Origin of the sequence: Pseudomonas sp. TNT2022 ID642 (assembly GCF_028656995.1) — a bacterium.
Taxonomy (GTDB): Bacteria; Pseudomonadota; Gammaproteobacteria; order Pseudomonadales; family Pseudomonadaceae; genus Aquipseudomonas.
The window spans coordinates 1-19,194 of record NZ_JAMDGW010000027.1; the positions used below are offsets into that span (position 1 = coordinate 1).

The following is a 19,194-nucleotide window of genomic DNA, read 5'->3' on the forward strand; positions in this document are numbered from 1 at the left end:
ATGACTGTTACCCTGATCAAGACCATCGCGATGGAAGACGGTCTGCGTTTCGCTATCCGTGAAGGCGGTCGTACCGTCGGCGCTGGCGTCGTAGCTAAAATCATCGAGTAATTCTCTTTTTAGAGTTTGCTTGATGCTTTGAAAAAGCCCCCGCTCAGCGGGGGCTTTTTTATTGGGTTGACACCCATCTGGGGCGTCTATAGAATTGCGCCTCCTTTTAACGGGCGTATTGCGCTCGGTGGGAATAGCAGCCGGAGTCTGAAATCCAATGCAAAATCAGCAAATCCGTATCAGGTTGAAGGCTTTCGACCATCGCCTGATCGACCAATCAACCCAGGAAATCGTGGAAACCGCGAAACGTACTGGTGCTCAAGTGCGTGGTCCAATTCCACTGCCTACCCGTAAAGAGCGGTTCACCGTTCTGGTTTCTCCGCACGTCAACAAAGACGCGCGCGACCAGTACGAAATCCGCACTCATAAGCGCGTTCTGGACATCGTCCAGCCAACGGATAAAACCGTTGATGCTCTTATGAAGCTTGATCTTGCGGCCGGTGTGGAAGTGCAGATCAGCCTCGGCTAAGACTCGGTCTTAGTCGTGTAACGCTCTGAAATGGGCGGCCATAGCGGGTGAAAGCCCCGTACACTCATGAGGTTTACAACATGACTATTGGTGTAGTCGGTCGTAAATGCGGTATGACCCGTATTTTCACCGAAGAAGGTGTCTCCATTCCGGTCACGGTCATTGAGATCGAGCCGAATCGCGTCACCCAGTTCAAAACTGAAGAGACCGATGGCTATCGTGCAGTGCAAGTCACTGTCGGCGAGCGTCGTGCTTCGCGTGTAACAGCAGCTCAGGCTGGCCACTTCGCTAAAGCGAACGTTGCCGCTGGTCGCACTACCATGGAATTCCGTCTTGAAGAAGGCGAGTACCAGGCTGGCGATCTGATCAACGCTGAAATCTTCGCCGCTGGTCAACTGGTTGATGTAACCGGTCAGTCCAAGGGTAAAGGCTTCCAGGGTACGATCAAGCGTTGGAATTTCCGCGGGCAAGATAACACCCACGGTAACTCCGTATCCCACCGCGTCCCAGGCTCTATCGGCCAGTGCCAGACTCCTGGTCGTGTATTCAAGGGCAAAAAAATGTCCGGTCATATGGGCGCTGAGCGCGTGACCGTGCAGTCCCTGGAAGTAGTGCGCGTGGACGCTGAACGCAATCTGTTGTTGGTCAAGGGTGCTGTTCCTGGCGCTACTGGCGGCAACCTGGTTGTACGTCCAGCAGCCAAGGCTCGCGGTTAAGGGGAAGCTGACATGCAATTAAATGTAAATGACGCTCAAGCGATCGAAGTTTCCGAACTGACATTTGGCGGCGAATTCAACGAGACGCTGGTTCACCAAGCAGTCGTGGCCTACATGGCCGGCGGCCGTCAAGGTACCAAGCAGCAAAAGACCCGTTCCGACGTTCGTGGTGGCGGTAAGCGCCCATGGCGTCAGAAAGGTACTGGCCGTGCTCGTGCCGGTACTATCCGTAGCCCAATCTGGCGTGGCGGCGGTACCACTTTTGCAGCACGTCCACAGGATCACTCCCAGAAGCTGAACAAGAAGATGTACCGCGCAGCAATGCGTTCCATCCTTGCTGAGCTGGTGCGTACTGATCGTCTGGTCGTGGTTCAGGATTTCGCTGTTGAAACTCCGAAAACCAAAGATCTGCTGGGCAAGCTGAACAACATGAGCCTGACCGACGTTTTGATCGTGTCGGACGCTGTTGATCAGAACCTGTACCTGGCTGCTCGCAACCTGCCGCACGTAGATGTACGTGACGTTCAAGGTTCCGATCCAGTTAGTCTGATCGCATACGACAAGGTGTTGATCACCGTGTCGGCCGTGAAGAAATTCGAGGAGCTGCTGGGATGAACCAGGAACGCGTATTTAAAGTTCTGCTTGGCCCGCACGTTTCCGAGAAGGCTACGGTTCTGGCAGACAAGAAAGGCCAGTTCGTTTTCAAGGTTGCTACTGACGCAACCAAGCTGGAAATCAAGAAGGCCGTCGAAAGCCTGTTCAGCGTGAAAGTAGAGCGCGTCACTACCCTGAATGTTCTGGGTAAGAGCAAGCGCACTGCTCGCGGTCTGGGCAAGCGTAATGACTGGAAGAAGGCAGTTATCTCCCTTCAGCCAGGCCAAGATCTCGATTTCAGCAGCAGTGCTGAGTAAGGAAGGGGTGCATCATGGCAATCGTTAAATGCAAACCGACTTCCCCTGGCCGCCGTTTTGTGGTCAAGGTGGTCAACCAGGAGCTGCATAAAGGCGCTCCTCACGCACCGCTGCTCGAGAAAAAATCGAAGACTGGTGGTCGTAACAACAATGGCCGTATTACCACGCGTCACATCGGTGGTGGTCATAAGCAGCATTATCGTATGGTCGATTTCCGTCGCAACGACAAAGATGGCATCGTCGCCACTGTCGAGCGTATCGAATACGATCCAAACCGTACTGCTCACATCGCACTGCTCTGCTACGCAGACGGCGAGCGCCGCTACATCATCGCCCCTAAAGGCGTGAGTGCTGGCGACCAGCTGATCGCAGGCGCTCTGGCTCCAATCAAGCCAGGCAACGCTCTGCAACTGCGCAACATTCCAGTGGGTTCTACCGTACACGGCATCGAACTGAAGCCAGGTAAAGGCGCACAGATCGCTCGTTCCGCTGGTGCTTCGGCTCAGCTGATCGCTCGTGAAGGCGTTTACGTTACCCTGCGTCTGCGTTCCGGTGAAATGCGTAAAGTACTGGCTGAATGCCGTGCGACCCTGGGCGAAGTCTCGAACTCCGAGCACAGCCTGCGTTCGCTGGGTAAAGCTGGTGCCAAGCGCTGGCGTGGCGTTCGCCCAACCGTTCGTGGTGTTGCCATGAACCCGGTTGACCACCCACATGGTGGTGGTGAAGGTCGTACCTCTGGTGGTCGTCATCCGGTATCGCCATGGGGCTTCCCGACTAAGGGCGCGAAGACTCGTGGTAATAAGCGTACCGACAAAATGATCGTCCGTCGTCGCAAGTAAATAGAGGGATACGACAGTGCCACGTTCTCTGAAAAAAGGTCCTTTTATTGATCTTCACCTACTGAAGAAGATCGAAGTGGCGGCGGAAAAGAACGATCGCAAACCAATTAAGACTTGGTCGCGTCGTTCGATGATCCTGCCACAAATGGTCGGTCTGACCATCGCAGTACACAACGGTCGTCAGCACGTCCCAGTTCTCGTTAACGAAGACATGGTCGGCCACAAACTGGGCGAGTTCGCCGGTACCCGCAACTATCGCGGGCACGTGGCTGACAAGAAAGCCAAGCGTTAAGGGGTTAGGAAATGGAAGTAGCCGCTAAGTTGTCGGGCGCTCGAATCTCCGCCCAGAAAGCCCGCTTGGTCGCCGACCAGATCCGCGGGAAGAAGGTGGGCGAAGCGCTCAACTTGTTGGCTTTCAGCAGTAAGAAAGCCGCCGAGATCATGAAGAAAGTGCTGGAGTCGGCCGTAGCCAACGCCGAGCATAACGAAGGCGCAGACGTTGATGACCTGAAGGTCAGCACCGTTTTCGTCAACGAAGGGCGTTCGCTGAAGCGCATCATGCCACGTGCCAAAGGCCGTGCTGATCGCATCGTCAAGCGGTCTTGCCATATCACTGTCAAGGTTGCTGACAAGTAACGGAGTCGAAGAGATGGGTCAGAAAGTACATCCCATTGGCATTCGCCTGGGAATCGTCAAGGAGCACACCTCCGTCTGGTACGCAGACGGTCGGACTTATGCGGACTACTTGTTCGCAGATCTGAAAGTGCGTGAGTATCTCCAAGACAAACTAAAAAGCGCGTCCGTAAGCCGTATCGATATCCATCGTCCGGCCCAAACTGCACGTATCACCATCCACACCGCTCGTCCAGGTATCGTTATCGGGAAGAAAGGTGAAGATGTTGAGAAACTGCGTCAGGACCTGACCAAGCAAATGGGTGTGCCTGTGCACATCAATATCGAAGAGATCCGCAAGCCGGAGCTCGACGGTATGCTGGTTGCGCAGAGCGTAGCTCAGCAGCTGGAGCGTCGTGTAATGTTCCGTCGCGCTATGAAGCGCGCAGTACAGAACGCCATGCGCATTGGTGCCAAGGGCATCAAAATCCAAGTGAGCGGTCGTCTCGGCGGTGCTGAAATCGCACGTACTGAATGGTATCGCGAAGGTCGTGTGCCATTGCACACCCTGCGTGCCGACATCGACTATGCCAACTACGAAGCTCACACCACTTACGGTGTGATCGGTGTAAAGGTTTGGATCTTCAAAGGCGAAGTAATTGGTGGTCGCCAAGAAGAGCTGAAACCACAAGCACCAGCGCCTCGTAAAAAAGCTGCTAAGTAAGGGGTACGCCAAATGTTGCAACCTAAGCGTACGAAGTTCCGCAAGCAGATGACAGGCCACAACCGTGGTCTGGCTCAGCGCGGTAGCAAAGTCAGCTTCGGCGAGTTCGCGCTGAAGTCTGTAGCTCGTGGTCGTCTCACCGCTCGTCAGATCGAGTCAGCGCGTCGTGCTCTGACCCGTCACGTTAAACGTGGCGGCAAGATCTGGATCCGTGTATTCCCGGACAAGCCTATTTCCAAAAAGCCCCTCGAAGTTCGTATGGGTAAAGGTAAGGGTAGTGTGGAGTACTGGGTTGCCCAGATTCAGCCAGGCAAAGTCCTGTATGAAATCGAGGGTGTTTCTGAAGAGCTGGCGCGTGAGGCTTTTGCCCTGGCTGCTGCAAAGCTGCCGCTCGCCACCGCCTTTGTTAAACGGACGGTGATGTGATGAAAGCGAATGAACTTCGTGAAAAATCCGCACAGCAGCTGAACGAGCAACTGCTCGGCTTGCTGCGCGACCAGTTCAATCTGCGTATGCAGAAAGCAACTGGCCAGTTGGGGCAGTCTCATCTGCTCTCGCAAGTTAAACGTGACATCGCTCGCGTGAAGACTGTGCTCAACCAGCAGGCAGGTAAGTGATCATGGCTGAAGCCGAAAAAACTGTCCGTACGCTGACTGGCCGTGTTGTCAGCGACAAGATGGACAAAACCATCACCGTACTGATCGAGCGTCGCGTAAAGCACCCGATCTACGGTAAATACGTTAAGCGTTCGACTAAGCTGCACGCGCACGACGAAACCAACCAGTGCCACATCGGCGACAAAGTCACTATTCGTGAAACTCGTCCTATGGCCAAGACCAAGTCTTGGGCGCTGGTTGATGTTCTCGAACGCGCTGTGGAAGTCTAAGGACTAGGGGTCGGAGAAATTATATGATTCAGACTCAATCCATGCTCGATGTGGCCGATAACAGCGGCGCTCGCCGTGTTATGTGCATCAAGGTGCTGGGTGGCTCCCATCGTCGTTACGCTGGTATCGGTGACATCATCAAAGTTACCGTGAAGGAAGCAATTCCTCGCGGTAAAGTGAAAAAAGGCCAAGTGATGACTGCTGTTGTAGTCCGCACTCGTCACGGCGTACGTCGTGCTGATGGCTCCATTATCCGCTTTGATGGCAACGCTGCTGTTCTTCTGAACAACAAGCAAGAGCCGATCGGCACCCGTATCTTTGGGCCAGTGACCCGTGAACTTCGTACTGAGAAGTTCATGAAGATCGTCTCGCTCGCCCCAGAAGTGCTGTAAGGAGATCCGACATGCAAAAGATTCGTCGTGACGACGAGATCATCGTGATCGCCGGCAAAGACAAAGGTAAGCGCGGTAAGGTGCTCAAGGTTCTTGCTAATAACCGTCTGGTTATCAGCGGTCTGAACCTGGTAAAGCGTCATACCAAGCCTAACCCGATGTCGGGCGTGCAAGGCGGTATCGTCGAAAAAGAAGCTCCACTGGACGCTTCTAACGTCGCCATTTTCAACGGCGAAACCAACAAGGCTGACCGCGTTGGTTTCAAAGTAGAAGACGGCAAGAAAATTCGTGTCTTCAAGTCGACCCAAAAAGCGGTTGATGCTTGAACACTGCTAGGTAGAAGACCATGGCACGACTAAAAGAGATTTACTGGAAGGAAATCGCACCGAAGCTTAAGGAAGAACTTAAGCTTTCGAACGTGATGGAAGTTCCACGCGTTACAAAAATCACCCTGAACATGGGTCTGGGCGAAGCTGTTGGTGACAAGAAAGTCATCGAGCATGCTGTTGCTGACCTGGAAAAGATCACCGGCCAAAAAGTCGTTGTGACCTACGCTCGTAAATCCATCGCTGGCTTTAAAGTCCGTGAAGGATGGCCGATCGGCGTCAAGGTGACTCTGCGCCGTGAGCGTATGTACGAGTTCCTGGATCGTCTGCTGTCGATCTCCCTGCCTCGGGTTCGCGACTTCCGCGGCCTGAATGCCAAGTCCTTCGATGGTCGTGGCAACTACAGCATGGGCGTGAAAGAGCAGATCATTTTCCCGGAAATCGACTACGACAAGATCGATGCTCTCCGCGGTCTGGACATTACCCTGACCACCACTGCCAAGAACGATGATGAAGGCCGCGCTCTGCTGCGTGCTTTCAAATTCCCGTTCCGCAACTGATTGGAGTAGGAAAATGGCCAAGAAGAGCATGAAAAACCGTGAGCTGAAGCGTCAGCTCACCGTTGCCAAGTACGCCACCAAGCGTGCAGCGCTGAAAGCTATCATCGTTGATCTGAACGCAAGTCCAGAAGCACGTTGGGAAGCTACCGTAGCTCTGCAGAAGCAACCACGTGACGCAAGCGCTTCGCGCATGCGTAACCGTTGCCGCCTGACTGGTCGTCCGCACGGCGTTTACCGCAAGTTCGGCCTTGGCCGTAACAAGCTGCGTGAAGCTGCAATGCGTGGTGACGTACCAGGTCTGGTTAAAGCCAGCTGGTAATTGCTGTCAAAGTCTCGATGTTCAGGTTCGCAAGAACCTGACCATCGGTGGCCTTGAATCTGAATCAAGCCCCTTTTGGGGCTTGATTCATTTCTGGGGTGTGTCTAGAATGACCGGCTCGCCTGAGCCCGTGTTTTTCATGCCCGGAAGTTCTCGGCGACAAGTAGTAGCCGCAAGGCTAATTTTTCTGTATTAGGAGCGTCTAGCCCATGAGTATGCAGGACCCGTTAGCGGACATGCTAACTCGAATCCGTAATGCCCAGATGGCTGAAAAGTCTGTCGTAAGCATGCCGTCTTCCACGCTGAAGGTGGCTGTAGCAAAAGTCCTGAAGGACGAAGGTTACATCGCGGATTTTCAGATCACCACCGACGCTAAGCCGTCGTTGTCCATCGAGCTGAAGTACTTCGAAGGCCGTCCGGTTATCGAAGAAGTGAAGCGCGTTAGTCGTCCAGGCCTGCGTCAGTACAAGTCCGTTGAAGATCTGCCGAAAGTTCGTGGCGGTCTTGGCGTGTCTATCGTCTCCACCAACAAAGGTGTGATGACGGATCGTGCTGCGCGCGCTGCCGGTGTCGGCGGCGAAGTTCTTTGCACTGTGTTCTAAGGGGGGATAAGCATGTCTCGCGTCGCTAAGAACCCCGTTAAGCTGCCAGCCGGTGTCGAAGTAAAATTCGCAGGCCAACAGCTTTCGGTGAAGGGTGCCAAGGGTACTCTTGAACTGAACATCCATTCGTCCGTTGAGATCGTTGAAGAAGCTGGTGAGCTGCGTTTCGCTGCTCGCAATGGCGATCAACAAACTCGCGCAATGGCCGGTACCACGCGTGCGTTGGTAAACAACATGGTCCAAGGCGTAAGCCAAGGCTTCGAGCGCAAGCTCCAGCTGGTCGGTGTTGGTTACAAGGCGCAAGCAAAAGGCACGGTTCTGAACCTGGCCCTTGGCTTCTCGCACCCAGTGGATTACGAACTGCCGGAAGGCATCACCGCTGAGACTCCTAGCCAGACCGATATCCTGATCAAGGGCATCGATAAGCAGCTGGTAGGTCAAGTGGCCGCTGAGATCCGCGACTTCCGTCCACCAGAGCCGTACAAAGGCAAAGGTGTGCGCTACGCGGACGAAGTCGTCCGTCGTAAAGAAGCCAAGAAGAAGTAGGGCATAGCAAATGACCGACAAAAAAGTTACTCGACTGCGTCGCGCTCGCAAAGCACGCCTGAAAATGCACGAACTCGAAGTCGTGCGTCTCTGCGTGTTCCGCTCGTCGCAGCACATCTACGCCCAGGTCATCTCGGCCGACGGCAACAAAGTCTTGGCAAGCGCCTCGACTTTGGATAAAGAACTGCGTGATGGCGCCACTGGCAACATCGACGCGGCCACAAAGGTTGGCCAGCTGGTCGCTACGCGTGCTAAGGCCGCTGGCGTCTCGCAAGTGGCTTTCGACCGCTCTGGCTTCAAGTACCACGGTCGCGTGAAAGCGCTGGCTGATGCTGCTCGTGAAGCTGGGCTGGAGTTCTAAGTTATGTCAAATAACGACCAAAAGCGCGACGAAGGCTACATTGAGAAGCTGGTTCAAGTTAACCGCGTAGCCAAAACCGTTAAAGGCGGCCGTATCTTCACTTTCACCGCGTTGACCGTGGTTGGTGATGGTAAAGGGCGTGTTGGCTTCGGCCGTGGCAAGTCGCGTGAAGTGCCTGCTGCGATCCAGAAGGCAATGGAAGCTGCTCGCCGCAACATGATCCAAGTTGATCTGAACGGCACCACTCTGCAGTACGCAATGAAGTCCGCTCACGGCGCTTCGAAGGTGTACATGCAGCCTGCTTCTGAAGGTACCGGTATCATCGCTGGCGGCGCTATGCGTGCTGTCCTCGAAGTTGCTGGCGTTCAGAACGTTCTGGCCAAGTGCTACGGCTCGACTAACCCGGTAAACGTGGTTCACGCCACTTTCAAAGGTTTGAAAGCTATGCAGTCTCCTGAATCCATTGCCGCCAAGCGTGGCAAAAGCGTCAAGGAGATCTTCTGATCATGGCTACCGTTAAAGTAACGCTGATCAAAAGCATGACCGGCCGCATCCCTAACCACAAACTGTGCGTTAAGGGTCTGGGTCTGCGTCGCATCGGTCACACTGTAGAAGTCCAGGATACTCCCGAGAATCGCGGGATGATCAACAAGGCTTACTACATGCTGCGTGTCGAGGGTTAATCGATGAAACTCAATGATCTGAGTCCAGCGCCGGGTTCCCGTCGCGAAAAGCATCGTCCGGGCCGTGGTATCGGTAGCGGTTTGGGTAAGACTGGTGGCCGTGGTCACAAAGGTCAGACCTCCCGCTCCGGTGGCACCATTGCTCCAGGCTTTGAAGGCGGTCAACAGCCGCTGCATCGTCGCCTGCCGAAGTTCGGTTTCGTTTCCCTGAAAGCCATGGACCGCGCAGAAGTGCGTCTGTCCGAGCTGGCTAAAGTGGAAGGCGACATCGTCACCGTGCAGTCCCTGAAAGATGCCAACGTGATCAACGTCAACGTACAGCGTGTGAAAATCATGCTGTCCGGTGAAGTGACTCGCGCTGTCACTATCGGCAAGGGAATCGGCGCCACCAAAGGTGCGCGTGCGGCTATCGAAGCAGCTGGCGGCAAGTTCGAGGAATAAATGGCTAAGCAAGGTGCTCTCTCTGCGCTCGGCAAAGGCGGTATGTCTGAACTCTGGGCTCGTCTGCGTTTTCTGTTCCTGGCGATTATCGTCTACCGAATAGGCGCACACATCCCGGTTCCAGGTATTAACCCGGACCGACTCGCAGACCTGTTTCGACAGAATGAGGGGACCATTCTTAGCTTGTTCAACATGTTCTCCGGCGGCGCGCTGGAACGGATGAGCATCTTTGCACTGGGGATCATGCCGTACATTTCGGCATCGATCATCATGCAACTGATGACAGCCGTCAGCCCGCAGCTGGAGCAGTTGAAGAAGGAAGGTGAAGCTGGCCGTCGCAAGATCAGCCAGTACACCCGCTACGGCACCGTCATCCTCGCTCTCGTTCAGGCTATTGGCATGTCCATTGGTCTGGCGGGGCAGGGTGTTGCGTTCACTGGTGACTTTGGCTTCCATTTCGTCGCGGTATCCACTTTTGTGGCTGGTGCGATGTTCATGATGTGGCTGGGTGAGCAGATTACTGAGCGTGGTGTAGGTAACGGTATCTCGATGTTGATTTTTTCGGGTATCGTCGCCGGTCTTCCGAGAGCAATCGGGCAGTCTTTCGAGTCTGCGCGTCAGGGTGATATCAACATCTTCGCCTTGGTTGCCATCGGTTTGCTGGCAGTAGCGATTATCGGTTTCGTGGTGTTCATTGAGCGTGGTCAGCGTCGTATTGCTGTTCACTACGCCAAGCGTCAGCAGGGCCGCAAGGTTTTTGCTGCGCAGACAAGCCACTTGCCGCTTAAGGTGAACATGGCCGGTGTTATTCCGGCTATTTTCGCGAGCAGCATTTTGCTGTTCCCGGCTTCGTTGGGTGCCTGGTTCGGTCAGTCTGAAGGTATGGGCTGGTTGCAGGACATCTCGCAGTCGATCGCTCCTGGTCAGCCGTTGAATATTCTGCTGTTTAGTGCAGGGATTATTTTCTTCTGCTTCTTCTATACGGCGTTGATGTTCAATCCGAAAGACGTAGCGGAAAACCTGAAGAAGTCCGGTGCCTTTATTCCGGGCATCCGTCCAGGTGAGCAGTCCGCGCGCTATATTGATGGCGTTCTGACTCGCTTGACCATGTTCGGTGCTCTTTACATGACGGCCGTGTGCCTGTTGCCCCAGTTCTTGGTGGTTGCAGCAAACGTTCCGTTCTACCTTGGCGGGACCTCGTTGCTGATCGTGGTCGTGGTTGTGATGGACTTCATGTCCCAAGTACAATCGCACCTCGTTTCGCACCAGTACGAATCCCTGATGAAGAAAGCCAACCTGAAGGGTTACGGCAGCGGCATGTTGCGCTGAGTACCCATAAGGTTCGAGGAGTTGGTGATGAAAGTTCGTGCATCGGTGAAAAAGCTGTGCCGTAACTGCAAGATTATTCGCCGCGAAGGTGTTGTTCGAGTAATTTGCAGCGCGGAACCGCGTCACAAACAGCGCCAAGGCTGAGTGTGATTGTGCTTCAAGCCCGGTAGCTAGTGCGCTACCGGGTTGATTATTTGTTATTACAGCGATATTATCTCGCGCCCTATTTCTTGGCTTCCGGGGCGTAGGTAGCTGTCAATTGGAGTCCCACTGAATGGCCCGTATTGCAGGCGTTAACATTCCAGATAACAAGCATACTGTTATCTCGCTGACCTACATCTATGGTGTTGGTCGCACTACTGCGCAGAAGATCTGTGCAGTGACTGGGGTAAACCCAGCAGCAAAGATCAAAGATCTGAGCGACGAGCAAATTGAACAGCTGCGTGGCGAAGTGGCGAAGTTCACCACTGAAGGTGACCTGCGTCGCGAAATCAACATGAAAATCAAGCGCTTGATGGACCTCGGTTGCTATCGCGGTCTGCGTCATCGTCGTGGTCTGCCAGTACGCGGTCAGCGTACCAAGACCAACGCGCGTACCCGTAAAGGTCCGCGTAAGCCGATCCGCAAGTAATCGCCCCAGCGAATCGACAGGAATTTAATCATGGCAAAACCTGCTGCTCGTCCTCGTAAAAAAGTTAAAAAGACAGTGGTTGATGGCATCGCCCACATCCATGCATCTTTTAACAACACCATCGTGACCATTACCGACCGTCAAGGTAACGCTCTTTCCTGGGCTACCTCTGGTGGTTCGGGTTTCCGCGGTTCCCGCAAGTCCACGCCGTTTGCTGCTCAAGTAGCTGCTGAACGTGCTGGTCAAGCTGCGCTGGAATACGGCCTGAAAAACCTCGACGTTAACGTCAAGGGTCCAGGTCCAGGTCGTGAATCCGCAGTCCGCGCTTTGAACGGCTGTGGCTACAAGATCGCCAGCATCACCGACGTGACGCCAATCCCGCACAACGGGTGCCGTCCGCCGAAGAAGCGCCGCGTGTAATCCAGGAGATTGTAAAGAATGGCTCGTTACATTGGTCCAAAATGCAAACTCGCTCGTCGCGAAGGCACCGATCTCTTTCTGAAGAGCGGCGTGCGCGCGATCGAATCGAAGTGCAACATTGAAGCAGCACCTGGTATCCACGGCCAACGCCGCGGTCGCCAGTCCGATTACGGCACCCAACTGCGTGAAAAGCAGAAGGTCCGTCGTATCTACGGCGTTCTCGAGCGTCAGTTCAGCGGCTACTACAAAGAAGCTGCTGGCAAGAAAGGTGCAACCGGTGAAAACCTGCTGCAACTGCTCGAATGCCGTCTGGACAACGTTGTATACCGTATGGGCTTTGGTTCGACTCGTGCCGAATCCCGTCAGCTGGTATCGCACAAGTCGATCAGCGTTAACGGTCAGACCGTAAACGTTCCGTCGTATCAGGTTCGTGCTGGTGACGTGGTTGCAGTTCGCGAGAAAGCAAAAAACCAACTTCGCATTGTCCAAGCTCTCGATCTGTGTGCCCAACGTGGCCGCGTAGAATGGGTAGAAGTAGACACTGAGAAGAAGTCGGGCGTTTTCAAGAACGTTCCTGCTCGCAGTGATCTGTCCGCCGACATCAACGAAAGCCTGATTGTCGAGCTCTACTCCAAGTAAGGGCTAGAAAATAGGTGCATCCATGCAGATTTCGGTAAATGAGTTCCTGACACCCCGCCACATTGATGTGCAGGTTGTCAGTCCAACCCGCGCCAAGATCACTCTCGAGCCTCTCGAGCGTGGTTTTGGCCACACCCTGGGCAACGCGCTGCGACGCATCCTGTTGTCCTCAATGCCCGGCTGCGCAGTAGTCGAGGCCGAGATTGACGGTGTGCTCCACGAGTACAGCGCCATCGAAGGTGTACAGGAAGACGTAATTGAAATCCTGTTGAACCTTAAAGGTCTGGCCATCAAGCTGCACGGTCGTGACGAAGTTACGCTGACCTTGTCGAAGAAGGGTTCGGGGGTGGTTACCGCTGCCGATATTCAGCTGGATCATGATGTCGAGATCGTTAATCCCGATCACGTAATCGCTAACCTGGCGTCTAACGGCGCCCTGAACATGAAGCTCACCGTAGCTCGTGGTCGTGGTTATGAACCAGCCGACTCGCGTCAGAGCGATGAAGACGAAAGCCGCAGCATTGGTCGCTTGCAGCTTGACTCTTCGTTCAGCCCGGTTCGCCGTATTGCATACGTGGTGGAAAACGCCCGTGTCGAACAGCGTACCAACCTGGACAAGCTGGTTATTGATCTGGAAACCAACGGTACTCTGGATCCTGAAGAGGCTATCCGCCGCGCTGCAACCATCCTGCAACAGCAGTTGGCTGCGTTCGTCGATCTCAAAGGTGACAGTGAGCCAGTGGTTGTCGAGCAGGAAGACGAGATCGATCCGATCCTGCTTCGCCCGGTTGACGATCTGGAACTGACTGTACGTTCGGCTAACTGCCTTAAGGCGGAAAACATCTACTACATCGGCGACCTGATTCAGCGTACCGAAGTAGAGCTGTTGAAGACTCCGAACCTTGGCAAGAAATCCTTGACAGAAATCAAGGACGTTCTGGCCTCCCGCGGTCTGTCCCTCGGCATGCGCCTCGACAACTGGCCGCCTGCAAGTCTTAAGAAGGACGACAAGGCGACTGCCTGATCGTCGTAATCACCGAACGTAGTGTTTGGTAAGGAATGAACCATGCGTCATCGTAAAAGTGGTCGTCACCTGAGCCGCACCAGCTCGCACCGCAAGGCCATGTTCCAAAACATGGCGGTGTCGCTGTTCGAGCACGAGCTGATCAAAACTACTCTGCCAAAAGCCAAAGAACTGCGTCGCGTTGCTGAGCCGCTGATCACTCTGGCCAAGACAGACAGCCTGGCTAACCGCCGTCTGGCTTTCGACCGTACTCGTTCGAAAGCTATCGTTGGTAAGCTCTTCAACGACCTGGGCAAGCGTTACGCTACCCGTGAGGGTGGCTACCTGCGCATCCTCAAGTGCGGTTTCCGCGCTGGCGACAACGCGCCTATGGCGTACGTCGAGTTGGTTGATCGTGCTACTGCCGGCGAAGCTGTATCCGCCGAGTAAGACGTCAGTCTGAAACAAAGAACCGGGCCTAGTGCCCGGTTTTTTGTGTCTGCAAGAAAATGCGCTGTTCGTACAAGCGTCTGACACCTTTCTGTTGGCACTATGTGCTGGGAAACATAATTAGTAATTATCTATCGATGTCTGCAAGTTAATGAATTTGTAGGTGTCACATGGATGATCGATACTTCCCAGCAAGCCGATTAGCCGGCAGTTTCAAGACTGACAGAGGAAGAAGACCGTATGAGCCAGATCAAAACGCTTACGACCGCCAGTGGCACACCTGTCGCTGATAACCAGAATTCTCGCTCCGCCGGCCCGCGTGGCCCGTTGCTGCTCGACGATTTTCACCTGATCGAGAAGCTTGCGCACTTCAACCGTGAAAACATCCCTGAGCGCCGCGTACATGCCAAAGGTTCGGGCGCTTACGGCACGTTCACTGTCACTCGTGACATAACCGAGTACACCAGCGCCAAGCTGTTCGAATCTGTTGGCAAGCAAACCCCGACGTTCCTGCGTTTCTCCACTGTCGGTGGTGAACGTGGTTCGGCTGACACCGAGCGCGATCCACGCGGCTTTGCTCTTAAGTTCTACACCGAAGAGGGTAACTGGGACATTGTTGGCAACAACACGCCAGTGTTCTTCATTCGCGATCCTCTGAAATTCCCTGATTTCATTCATACACAAAAACGTCTGCCGCAAAGCAACCTGAAAAGCGCGCAGATGATGTGGGACTTCTGGTCGCATTCGCCTGAAGCGCTGCACCAGGTCACCATTCTGTTCTCCGATCGAGGCATACCGGACGGCTACCGTCACATGCACGGCTTTGGCAGCCACACCTATAGCCTGATCAGCGCTAACGGCGAGCGTCACTGGGTGAAATGGCACTACAAAACCAAACAGGGCATCAAGAATCTCGCCCCCGCAGATGCAGCACGTCTGGCCGGCACTGATCCGGATTACGCTCAACGTGACTTGTTTGAAGCCATTGAGCGCGGTGACTTCCCGAAATGGCGCGTATGCATCCAGATCATGACTGAGGCCCAGGCCGCAGCGCATTACGAGAACCCGTTCGACGTCACCAAGACCTGGTCGCAAAAAGAATTCCCGCTGATCGAAGTCGGCGAACTGGAACTGAACCGCAACCCGCTGAACTACTTCGCTGAAGTCGAGCAAGCTGCGTTCGGCCCGAGCAACATGGTGCCGGGTGTTGGTCTGTCGCCGGATCGGATGCTGCAGGGGCGCGTATTTGCGTACGCTGATGCTCACCGCTACCGCGTGGGTACCAATCACCAGCAACTGCCAGTAAACGCGCCACGCAGCCCGGTGAACACTTACCAGCGCGACGGCTCTATGGCGTTCGGCAGCAACGGTGGTGCGGCGCCTAACTACGAACCGAACAGCTACACCGAAGCCCCGAAACAAGCTCCGCGCTACGCTGAACCAGCGCTGGCCTTGAGCGGTGCTGCAGATCGTTACGATCACCGCGAGGATACCGATTACTACAGCCACGCCGGTGCGCTGTTCCGACTGATGAGCGACGAGCAGAAAGCCATGCTGGTGAGCAACATCGCCGGTGCCATGTCGGGTGTTTCGAGTGATGTTGTCGATCGCCAGCTACAGCATTTCTACAAAGCTGACCCGGCGTATGGAGAAGCAATCGCAAAGCTGCTCAACGTACAGCTTAACGAAGTCTAAACGAGAAGCAGAACCGCCCTCATTTGGGCGGTTTTTGCGTTATTTAGGCTGCTTTTCTCAGAATATCTTCGCTTTTATTGCGTGAAACGGGTGACCTTCCAGTCAGGTTGGTTCAAACTACAGACTTTCAAGTAGGGAGATGTAGGGCGATGCAAGGCCACCCAGACGTAATCGATTACCTCAACACGTTGCTGACCGGCGAACTGGCCGCGCGTGATCAATATTTCGTTCATTCGCGGATGTATGAGGACTGGGGGTTCACCAAGCTCTACGAGCGAATCAACCACGAGATGGAAGAAGAAGCTGGCCACGCTGATGCGTTGATGCGCCGGATTCTGATGCTCGAAGGCACGCCGCGCATGCGTCCGGATGATCTGGATGTCGGTACCACCGTACCGGAGATGCTCGAAGCGGATCTGCGCCTCGAATACAAAGTTCGCGCTGCACTGTGCAAAGGCATCGAGCTGTGCGAGCAGCATAAAGACTACGTCAGTCGCGAGATCCTGCGGGTCCAGCTCAACGACACCGAAGAAGATCACACCTACTGGCTGGAAAAGCAGTTGGGCCTGATCAAACTGATCGGTCTCGAAAACTACCTGCAATCCCACGCTTCCTGATTGCAATAGATACAAAAAAGCCCCTGTCACTGTTGAAGTGACAGGGGCTTTTTCATGCCTGGCGTTTAAGCCCGATCACGGATCAGCAACGGCTTGAGGTAATGGCCGGTGTGAGACTGCTTCATCTCGGCCACGTCTTCAGGTGTGCCGGTGGCAATGATCTGGCCACCTTTGGACCCACCCTCCGGCCCGAGATCGACCAGCCAGTCGGCAGTCTTGATCACGTCGAGGTTGTGCTCGATCACCACCACGGTGTTGCCGTGGTCGCGCAGTCGATGCAACACATCGAGCAACTGCTGAATATCCGCGAAGTGCAAACCGGTGGTCGGCTCATCGAGAATGTACAGGGTCTTGCCGGTGTCACGCTTGGACAGTTCGCGGGACAGCTTGACCCGCTGCGCCTCACCACCAGAAAGCGTCGTTGCCGACTGCCCTAGCTTGATGTACGACAGACCGACATCCATCAACGTTTGCAGCTTGCGCGCCAGCGCCGGCACCGCGTCGAAAAACACCCGGGCTTCCTCGATGGTCATTTCGAGGGTTTCGTGGATGCTCTTGCCCTTGTATTTGATCTCAAGGGTTTCGCGGTTGTAGCGCTTGCTCTTGCACACATCGCACGGCACGTAGATGTCCGGCAGGAAGTGCATCTCAACCTTGATCAGACCATCGCCCTGACAAGCTTCGCAGCGACCGCCCTTGACGTTGAAGGAGAAGCGTCCCGGACCGTAACCACGGGAACGTGACTCAGGTACGCCGGCGAACAACTCGCGGATAGGCGTGAAAAGCCCGGTATACGTCGCCGGGTTGGAGCGCGGCGTACGACCGATCGGGCTCTGGTCGATATCGACGACTTTGTCGAGATGCTCCAGACCTTTGATGCTGTCGTGTGCAGCGGCCTCCAGCGTGGTCGCGCCATTGAGTGCCGTGGCGCTCAGCGGGAACAGTGTGTTGTTGATCAGCGTGGATTTGCCAGACCCGGATACACCGGTGACGCACGTCAGCAAGCCAATCGGGATTTCCAGGTCGACGTTGCGCAAGTTGTTGCCGCGCGCACCCTTGAGCGACAGGGTCAGCTTTTTATTGCGCGGTGTGCGTTTGGCCGGCACTTCAATCTTCACCCGGCCCGACAGGTATTTACCGGTCAGGGAATCCGGGTGCGCCATAACCTCAGCCGGCGTACCTTCAGCAACGATTTGCCCGCCATGCACGCCGGCGCCTGGGCCGATATCCACCACGTAGTCGGCCAGGCGAATCGCGTCTTCGTCGTGCTCGACCACGATCACCGTGTTGCCGATATCGCGCAGGTGCTTGAGCGTGCCGAGCAGTCGATCGTTATCGCGCTGGTGCAAGCCGATGGACGGTTCATCGAGGATGTACAGAACACCGACGAGACCGGCGCCGATCTGGCTGGCCAGACGAATCCGCTGCGCCTCGCCACCGGACAAAGTGTCAGCGCTACGATCCAGCGACAAGTAATCAAGCCCGACGTTGACCAGGAACTGCAGACGCTCGCGAATCTCCTTGAGGATCTTGTCCGCGATCTCGCCGCGGCGGCCAGTCATCTTCAGCTCGCCGAAGTACTCGCAAGCATCGCCGATCGGCAGATTGGTCACCGCTGGCAAAGTCTTCTCGCCGACCCACACATGTCGCGCTTCACGACGCAAACGGGTACCACGGCAATCCGGGCACGACTGAGTGCTGAGGAACTTGGCCAGCTCTTCGCGCACGCTTGCCGACTCGGTCTCGCGGTAGCGACGCTCGAGGTTCGGCACGATGCCTTCGAACGGGTGCGAACGTTTGACGATATCGCCACGGTCGTTGAGGTATTTGAAGTCGACGTTCTGCGAGCCGCTGCCGTGCAGGATGGATTTCTGCTGATCGGCAGGCAGTTCGTTGAATGGCACTTCCAGGCTGAAGCCGTAGTGCGAGGCCAATGAACCGAGCATCTGGAAGTAATAGACGTTGCGCCGGTCCCAACCGCGAATCGCGCCTTCGGCCAGCGTCAGCTCACCGTTGACCAGTCGCTTGATGTCGAAGAACTGCTTGACCCCCAGACCATCGCAAGTCGGGCAGGCGCCGGCCGGGTTGTTGAAGGAAAACAGCTTGGGCTCCAGCTCGCTGATCGCATGGCCACAGATCGGGCAGGCAAAGCGCGCGGAGAAGATCATCTCTTCACCCGGCTCATCGTCCATCGGCGCGACCAGTGCAATGCCGTCCGCCAGTTTCAGCGCAGTCTCGAAGGACTCGGCCAGGCGTTGCTGCAAATCGGCGCGCACCTTGAAGCGGTCGACGATCACGTCAATCGAATGCTTCTTCTGTTTATCCAGTTTCGGCAGCTCGTCGAGTTCGCAGATGCGGCCGTTGACCCGGGCGCGAACAAAACCTTGAGCGCGCAGTTCTTCGAAAACCGAAAGGTGTTCACCTTTACGCTCGCGAATCACCGGGGCCAACAGCATCAGTTTGCTGCCTTCCGGTTGCGCCAACACCAGATCGACCATCTGGCTGACGGTCTGCGCCTCCAGTGGAATATCGTGATCCGGGCAGCGTGGTGTACCGACGCGTGCATAAAGCAAACGCAGGTAATCGTAGATTTCGGTAATGGTGCCGACCGTGGAACGCGGGTTGTGCGAGGTCGACTTCTGTTCGATGGAGATCGCCGGCGACAGGCCTTCGATGGTGTCGACGTCGGGTTTTTCCATCATCGACAGGAACTGGCGGGCGTAGGCCGACAGCGATTCGACATAGCGGCGCTGACCTTCGGCGTACAACGTATCGAAGGCCAGGGACGACTTGCCGGATCCGGACAGGCCGGTGATGACGATCAGTTTGTCCCGTGGCAGGGTCAGGTCGATGTTCTTCAGGTTGTGGGTACGGGCCCCACGTATCAGGATCTTGTCCAAAGTGGCCTCGCT

At 55.3% G+C, this 19,194-nt stretch carries 31 protein-coding genes and 1 pseudogene; 31 read left to right on the forward strand and 1 reads right to left on the reverse strand.

What is annotated here, in order from left to right:
- From M5G26_RS24015 to bfr, 31 genes and pseudogenes are all read left to right on the forward strand, one after another.
- Positions 1-111: pseudogene (locus M5G26_RS24015) on the forward strand (EF-Tu/IF-2/RF-3 family GTPase); the annotation flags it as partial.
- Positions 112-268: 157 nt separating this feature from the next.
- Entirely contained in the window at positions 269-580 is a 312-nt protein-coding gene (gene rpsJ, locus M5G26_RS24020; RefSeq protein WP_003186070.1) for a 30S ribosomal protein S10, read from the forward strand.
- An 80-nt stretch (positions 581-660) separates the two neighbouring features.
- Positions 661-1,296: a 50S ribosomal protein L3 gene (rplC, locus tag M5G26_RS24025; RefSeq protein ID WP_003228738.1), complete on the forward strand. Its 636-nt coding sequence runs from the start codon at positions 661-663 to the stop codon at positions 1,294-1,296.
- 12 nt (positions 1,297-1,308) lie between these two features.
- On the forward strand, positions 1,309-1,911 hold the full coding sequence (rplD, locus tag M5G26_RS24030) for a 50S ribosomal protein L4 (RefSeq protein ID WP_007918468.1): 603 nt from the start codon (positions 1,309-1,311) through the stop codon (positions 1,909-1,911).
- Positions 1,908-2,207 carry a 50S ribosomal protein L23 gene (gene rplW / locus M5G26_RS24035; protein ID WP_002555488.1) on the forward strand — a complete coding sequence of 100 codons (300 nt, stop codon included), beginning with the start codon at positions 1,908-1,910 and terminating at the stop codon, positions 2,205-2,207. Before rplD ends, rplW begins: the two co-directional genes overlap by 4 nt.
- A gap of 14 nt (positions 2,208-2,221) precedes the next feature.
- Positions 2,222-3,046, forward strand: a complete 825-nt coding sequence (rplB, locus tag M5G26_RS24040; protein ID WP_003228734.1) for a 50S ribosomal protein L2 — start codon at positions 2,222-2,224, stop codon at positions 3,044-3,046.
- 16 nt (positions 3,047-3,062) lie between these two features.
- Complete coding sequence (gene rpsS, locus M5G26_RS24045; protein WP_011336172.1) at positions 3,063-3,338, forward strand: 30S ribosomal protein S19; 276 nt, start codon at positions 3,063-3,065, stop codon at positions 3,336-3,338.
- An 11-nt stretch (positions 3,339-3,349) separates the two neighbouring features.
- The gene (gene rplV / locus M5G26_RS24050) at positions 3,350-3,682 is read left to right on the forward strand and encodes a 50S ribosomal protein L22 (protein ID WP_003103908.1); all 333 of its coding nucleotides are present in this window, start codon (positions 3,350-3,352) and stop codon (positions 3,680-3,682) included.
- A 13-nt stretch (positions 3,683-3,695) separates the two neighbouring features.
- Positions 3,696-4,382, forward strand: a complete 687-nt coding sequence (gene rpsC, locus M5G26_RS24055) for a 30S ribosomal protein S3 (RefSeq protein WP_003176422.1) — start codon at positions 3,696-3,698, stop codon at positions 4,380-4,382.
- 12 nt (positions 4,383-4,394) lie between these two features.
- The gene (gene rplP / locus M5G26_RS24060; protein ID WP_007896757.1) at positions 4,395-4,808 is read left to right on the forward strand and encodes a 50S ribosomal protein L16; all 414 of its coding nucleotides are present in this window, start codon (positions 4,395-4,397) and stop codon (positions 4,806-4,808) included.
- Complete coding sequence (rpmC, locus tag M5G26_RS24065; protein ID WP_002555481.1) at positions 4,808-4,999, forward strand: 50S ribosomal protein L29; 192 nt, start codon at positions 4,808-4,810, stop codon at positions 4,997-4,999. Before rplP ends, rpmC begins: the two co-directional genes overlap by 1 nt.
- 2 nt (positions 5,000-5,001) lie before the next feature.
- Positions 5,002-5,268 carry a 30S ribosomal protein S17 gene (rpsQ, locus tag M5G26_RS24070; protein ID WP_003194644.1) on the forward strand — a complete coding sequence of 89 codons (267 nt, stop codon included), beginning with the start codon at positions 5,002-5,004 and terminating at the stop codon, positions 5,266-5,268.
- Positions 5,269-5,291: 23 nt separating this feature from the next.
- Positions 5,292-5,660 (forward strand): 50S ribosomal protein L14, encoded by a 369-nt coding sequence (gene rplN, locus M5G26_RS24075; protein ID WP_002555479.1) that lies wholly within the window; start codon positions 5,292-5,294, stop codon positions 5,658-5,660.
- An 11-nt stretch (positions 5,661-5,671) separates the two neighbouring features.
- The gene (rplX, locus tag M5G26_RS24080) at positions 5,672-5,986 is read left to right on the forward strand and encodes a 50S ribosomal protein L24 (RefSeq protein ID WP_008081905.1); all 315 of its coding nucleotides are present in this window, start codon (positions 5,672-5,674) and stop codon (positions 5,984-5,986) included.
- Between the two features lie 20 nt (positions 5,987-6,006).
- Positions 6,007-6,546 (forward strand): 50S ribosomal protein L5, encoded by a 540-nt coding sequence (gene rplE / locus M5G26_RS24085; protein ID WP_003176415.1) that lies wholly within the window; start codon positions 6,007-6,009, stop codon positions 6,544-6,546.
- 13 nt (positions 6,547-6,559) lie between these two features.
- Positions 6,560-6,865: a 30S ribosomal protein S14 gene (rpsN, locus tag M5G26_RS24090; RefSeq protein ID WP_003228726.1), complete on the forward strand. Its 306-nt coding sequence runs from the start codon at positions 6,560-6,562 to the stop codon at positions 6,863-6,865.
- Positions 6,866-7,074: 209 nt separating this feature from the next.
- On the forward strand, positions 7,075-7,467 hold the full coding sequence (rpsH, locus tag M5G26_RS24095) for a 30S ribosomal protein S8 (RefSeq protein WP_007918458.1): 393 nt from the start codon (positions 7,075-7,077) through the stop codon (positions 7,465-7,467).
- A gap of 12 nt (positions 7,468-7,479) precedes the next feature.
- The gene (gene rplF / locus M5G26_RS24100; RefSeq protein ID WP_003176412.1) at positions 7,480-8,013 is read left to right on the forward strand and encodes a 50S ribosomal protein L6; all 534 of its coding nucleotides are present in this window, start codon (positions 7,480-7,482) and stop codon (positions 8,011-8,013) included.
- Between the two features lie 10 nt (positions 8,014-8,023).
- Positions 8,024-8,374, forward strand: a complete 351-nt coding sequence (gene rplR, locus M5G26_RS24105; protein WP_003186037.1) for a 50S ribosomal protein L18 — start codon at positions 8,024-8,026, stop codon at positions 8,372-8,374.
- Positions 8,375-8,377: 3 nt separating this feature from the next.
- Complete coding sequence (gene rpsE / locus M5G26_RS24110; RefSeq protein ID WP_003186035.1) at positions 8,378-8,878, forward strand: 30S ribosomal protein S5; 501 nt, start codon at positions 8,378-8,380, stop codon at positions 8,876-8,878.
- Positions 8,879-8,880: 2 nt separating this feature from the next.
- Positions 8,881-9,057 carry a 50S ribosomal protein L30 gene (gene rpmD / locus M5G26_RS24115; protein ID WP_003176408.1) on the forward strand — a complete coding sequence of 59 codons (177 nt, stop codon included), beginning with the start codon at positions 8,881-8,883 and terminating at the stop codon, positions 9,055-9,057.
- Positions 9,058-9,060: 3 nt separating this feature from the next.
- On the forward strand, positions 9,061-9,498 hold the full coding sequence (gene rplO / locus M5G26_RS24120; protein WP_003228720.1) for a 50S ribosomal protein L15: 438 nt from the start codon (positions 9,061-9,063) through the stop codon (positions 9,496-9,498).
- Positions 9,499-10,827 carry a preprotein translocase subunit SecY gene (gene secY / locus M5G26_RS24125; protein ID WP_077574735.1) on the forward strand — a complete coding sequence of 443 codons (1,329 nt, stop codon included), beginning with the start codon at positions 9,499-9,501 and terminating at the stop codon, positions 10,825-10,827. It abuts the gene before it with no gap.
- A 27-nt stretch (positions 10,828-10,854) separates the two neighbouring features.
- Positions 10,855-10,971 carry a 50S ribosomal protein L36 gene (gene rpmJ / locus M5G26_RS24130; protein WP_002555468.1) on the forward strand — a complete coding sequence of 39 codons (117 nt, stop codon included), beginning with the start codon at positions 10,855-10,857 and terminating at the stop codon, positions 10,969-10,971.
- A gap of 130 nt (positions 10,972-11,101) precedes the next feature.
- Positions 11,102-11,458, forward strand: coding sequence for a 30S ribosomal protein S13 (gene rpsM / locus M5G26_RS24135; RefSeq protein WP_003186020.1), 357 nt, complete (start codon positions 11,102-11,104; stop codon positions 11,456-11,458).
- Between the two features lie 30 nt (positions 11,459-11,488).
- On the forward strand, positions 11,489-11,878 hold the full coding sequence (gene rpsK, locus M5G26_RS24140) for a 30S ribosomal protein S11 (protein WP_002555466.1): 390 nt from the start codon (positions 11,489-11,491) through the stop codon (positions 11,876-11,878).
- Between the two features lie 18 nt (positions 11,879-11,896).
- Positions 11,897-12,517, forward strand: coding sequence for a 30S ribosomal protein S4 (gene rpsD / locus M5G26_RS24145; protein WP_003176404.1), 621 nt, complete (start codon positions 11,897-11,899; stop codon positions 12,515-12,517).
- A gap of 22 nt (positions 12,518-12,539) precedes the next feature.
- Positions 12,540-13,541: a DNA-directed RNA polymerase subunit alpha gene (locus M5G26_RS24150; RefSeq protein ID WP_003186012.1), complete on the forward strand. Its 1,002-nt coding sequence runs from the start codon at positions 12,540-12,542 to the stop codon at positions 13,539-13,541.
- A 42-nt stretch (positions 13,542-13,583) separates the two neighbouring features.
- Positions 13,584-13,970, forward strand: coding sequence for a 50S ribosomal protein L17 (gene rplQ, locus M5G26_RS24155; RefSeq protein WP_003176402.1), 387 nt, complete (start codon positions 13,584-13,586; stop codon positions 13,968-13,970).
- 240 nt (positions 13,971-14,210) lie between these two features.
- Entirely contained in the window at positions 14,211-15,665 is a 1,455-nt protein-coding gene (locus M5G26_RS24160; protein ID WP_273916659.1) for a catalase, read from the forward strand.
- 149 nt (positions 15,666-15,814) lie between these two features.
- Complete coding sequence (bfr, locus tag M5G26_RS24165) at positions 15,815-16,282, forward strand: bacterioferritin (RefSeq protein ID WP_016983567.1); 468 nt, start codon at positions 15,815-15,817, stop codon at positions 16,280-16,282.
- A 65-nt stretch (positions 16,283-16,347) separates the two neighbouring features.
- Here the strand turns inward: bfr and uvrA are convergent, their stop codons facing one another.
- A complete protein-coding gene (gene uvrA / locus M5G26_RS24170) occupies positions 16,348-19,182 on the reverse strand; it encodes an excinuclease ABC subunit UvrA (protein ID WP_273916660.1) in 2,835 nt (944 codons plus the stop codon).
- Positions 19,183-19,194 lie beyond the last annotated feature (12 nt).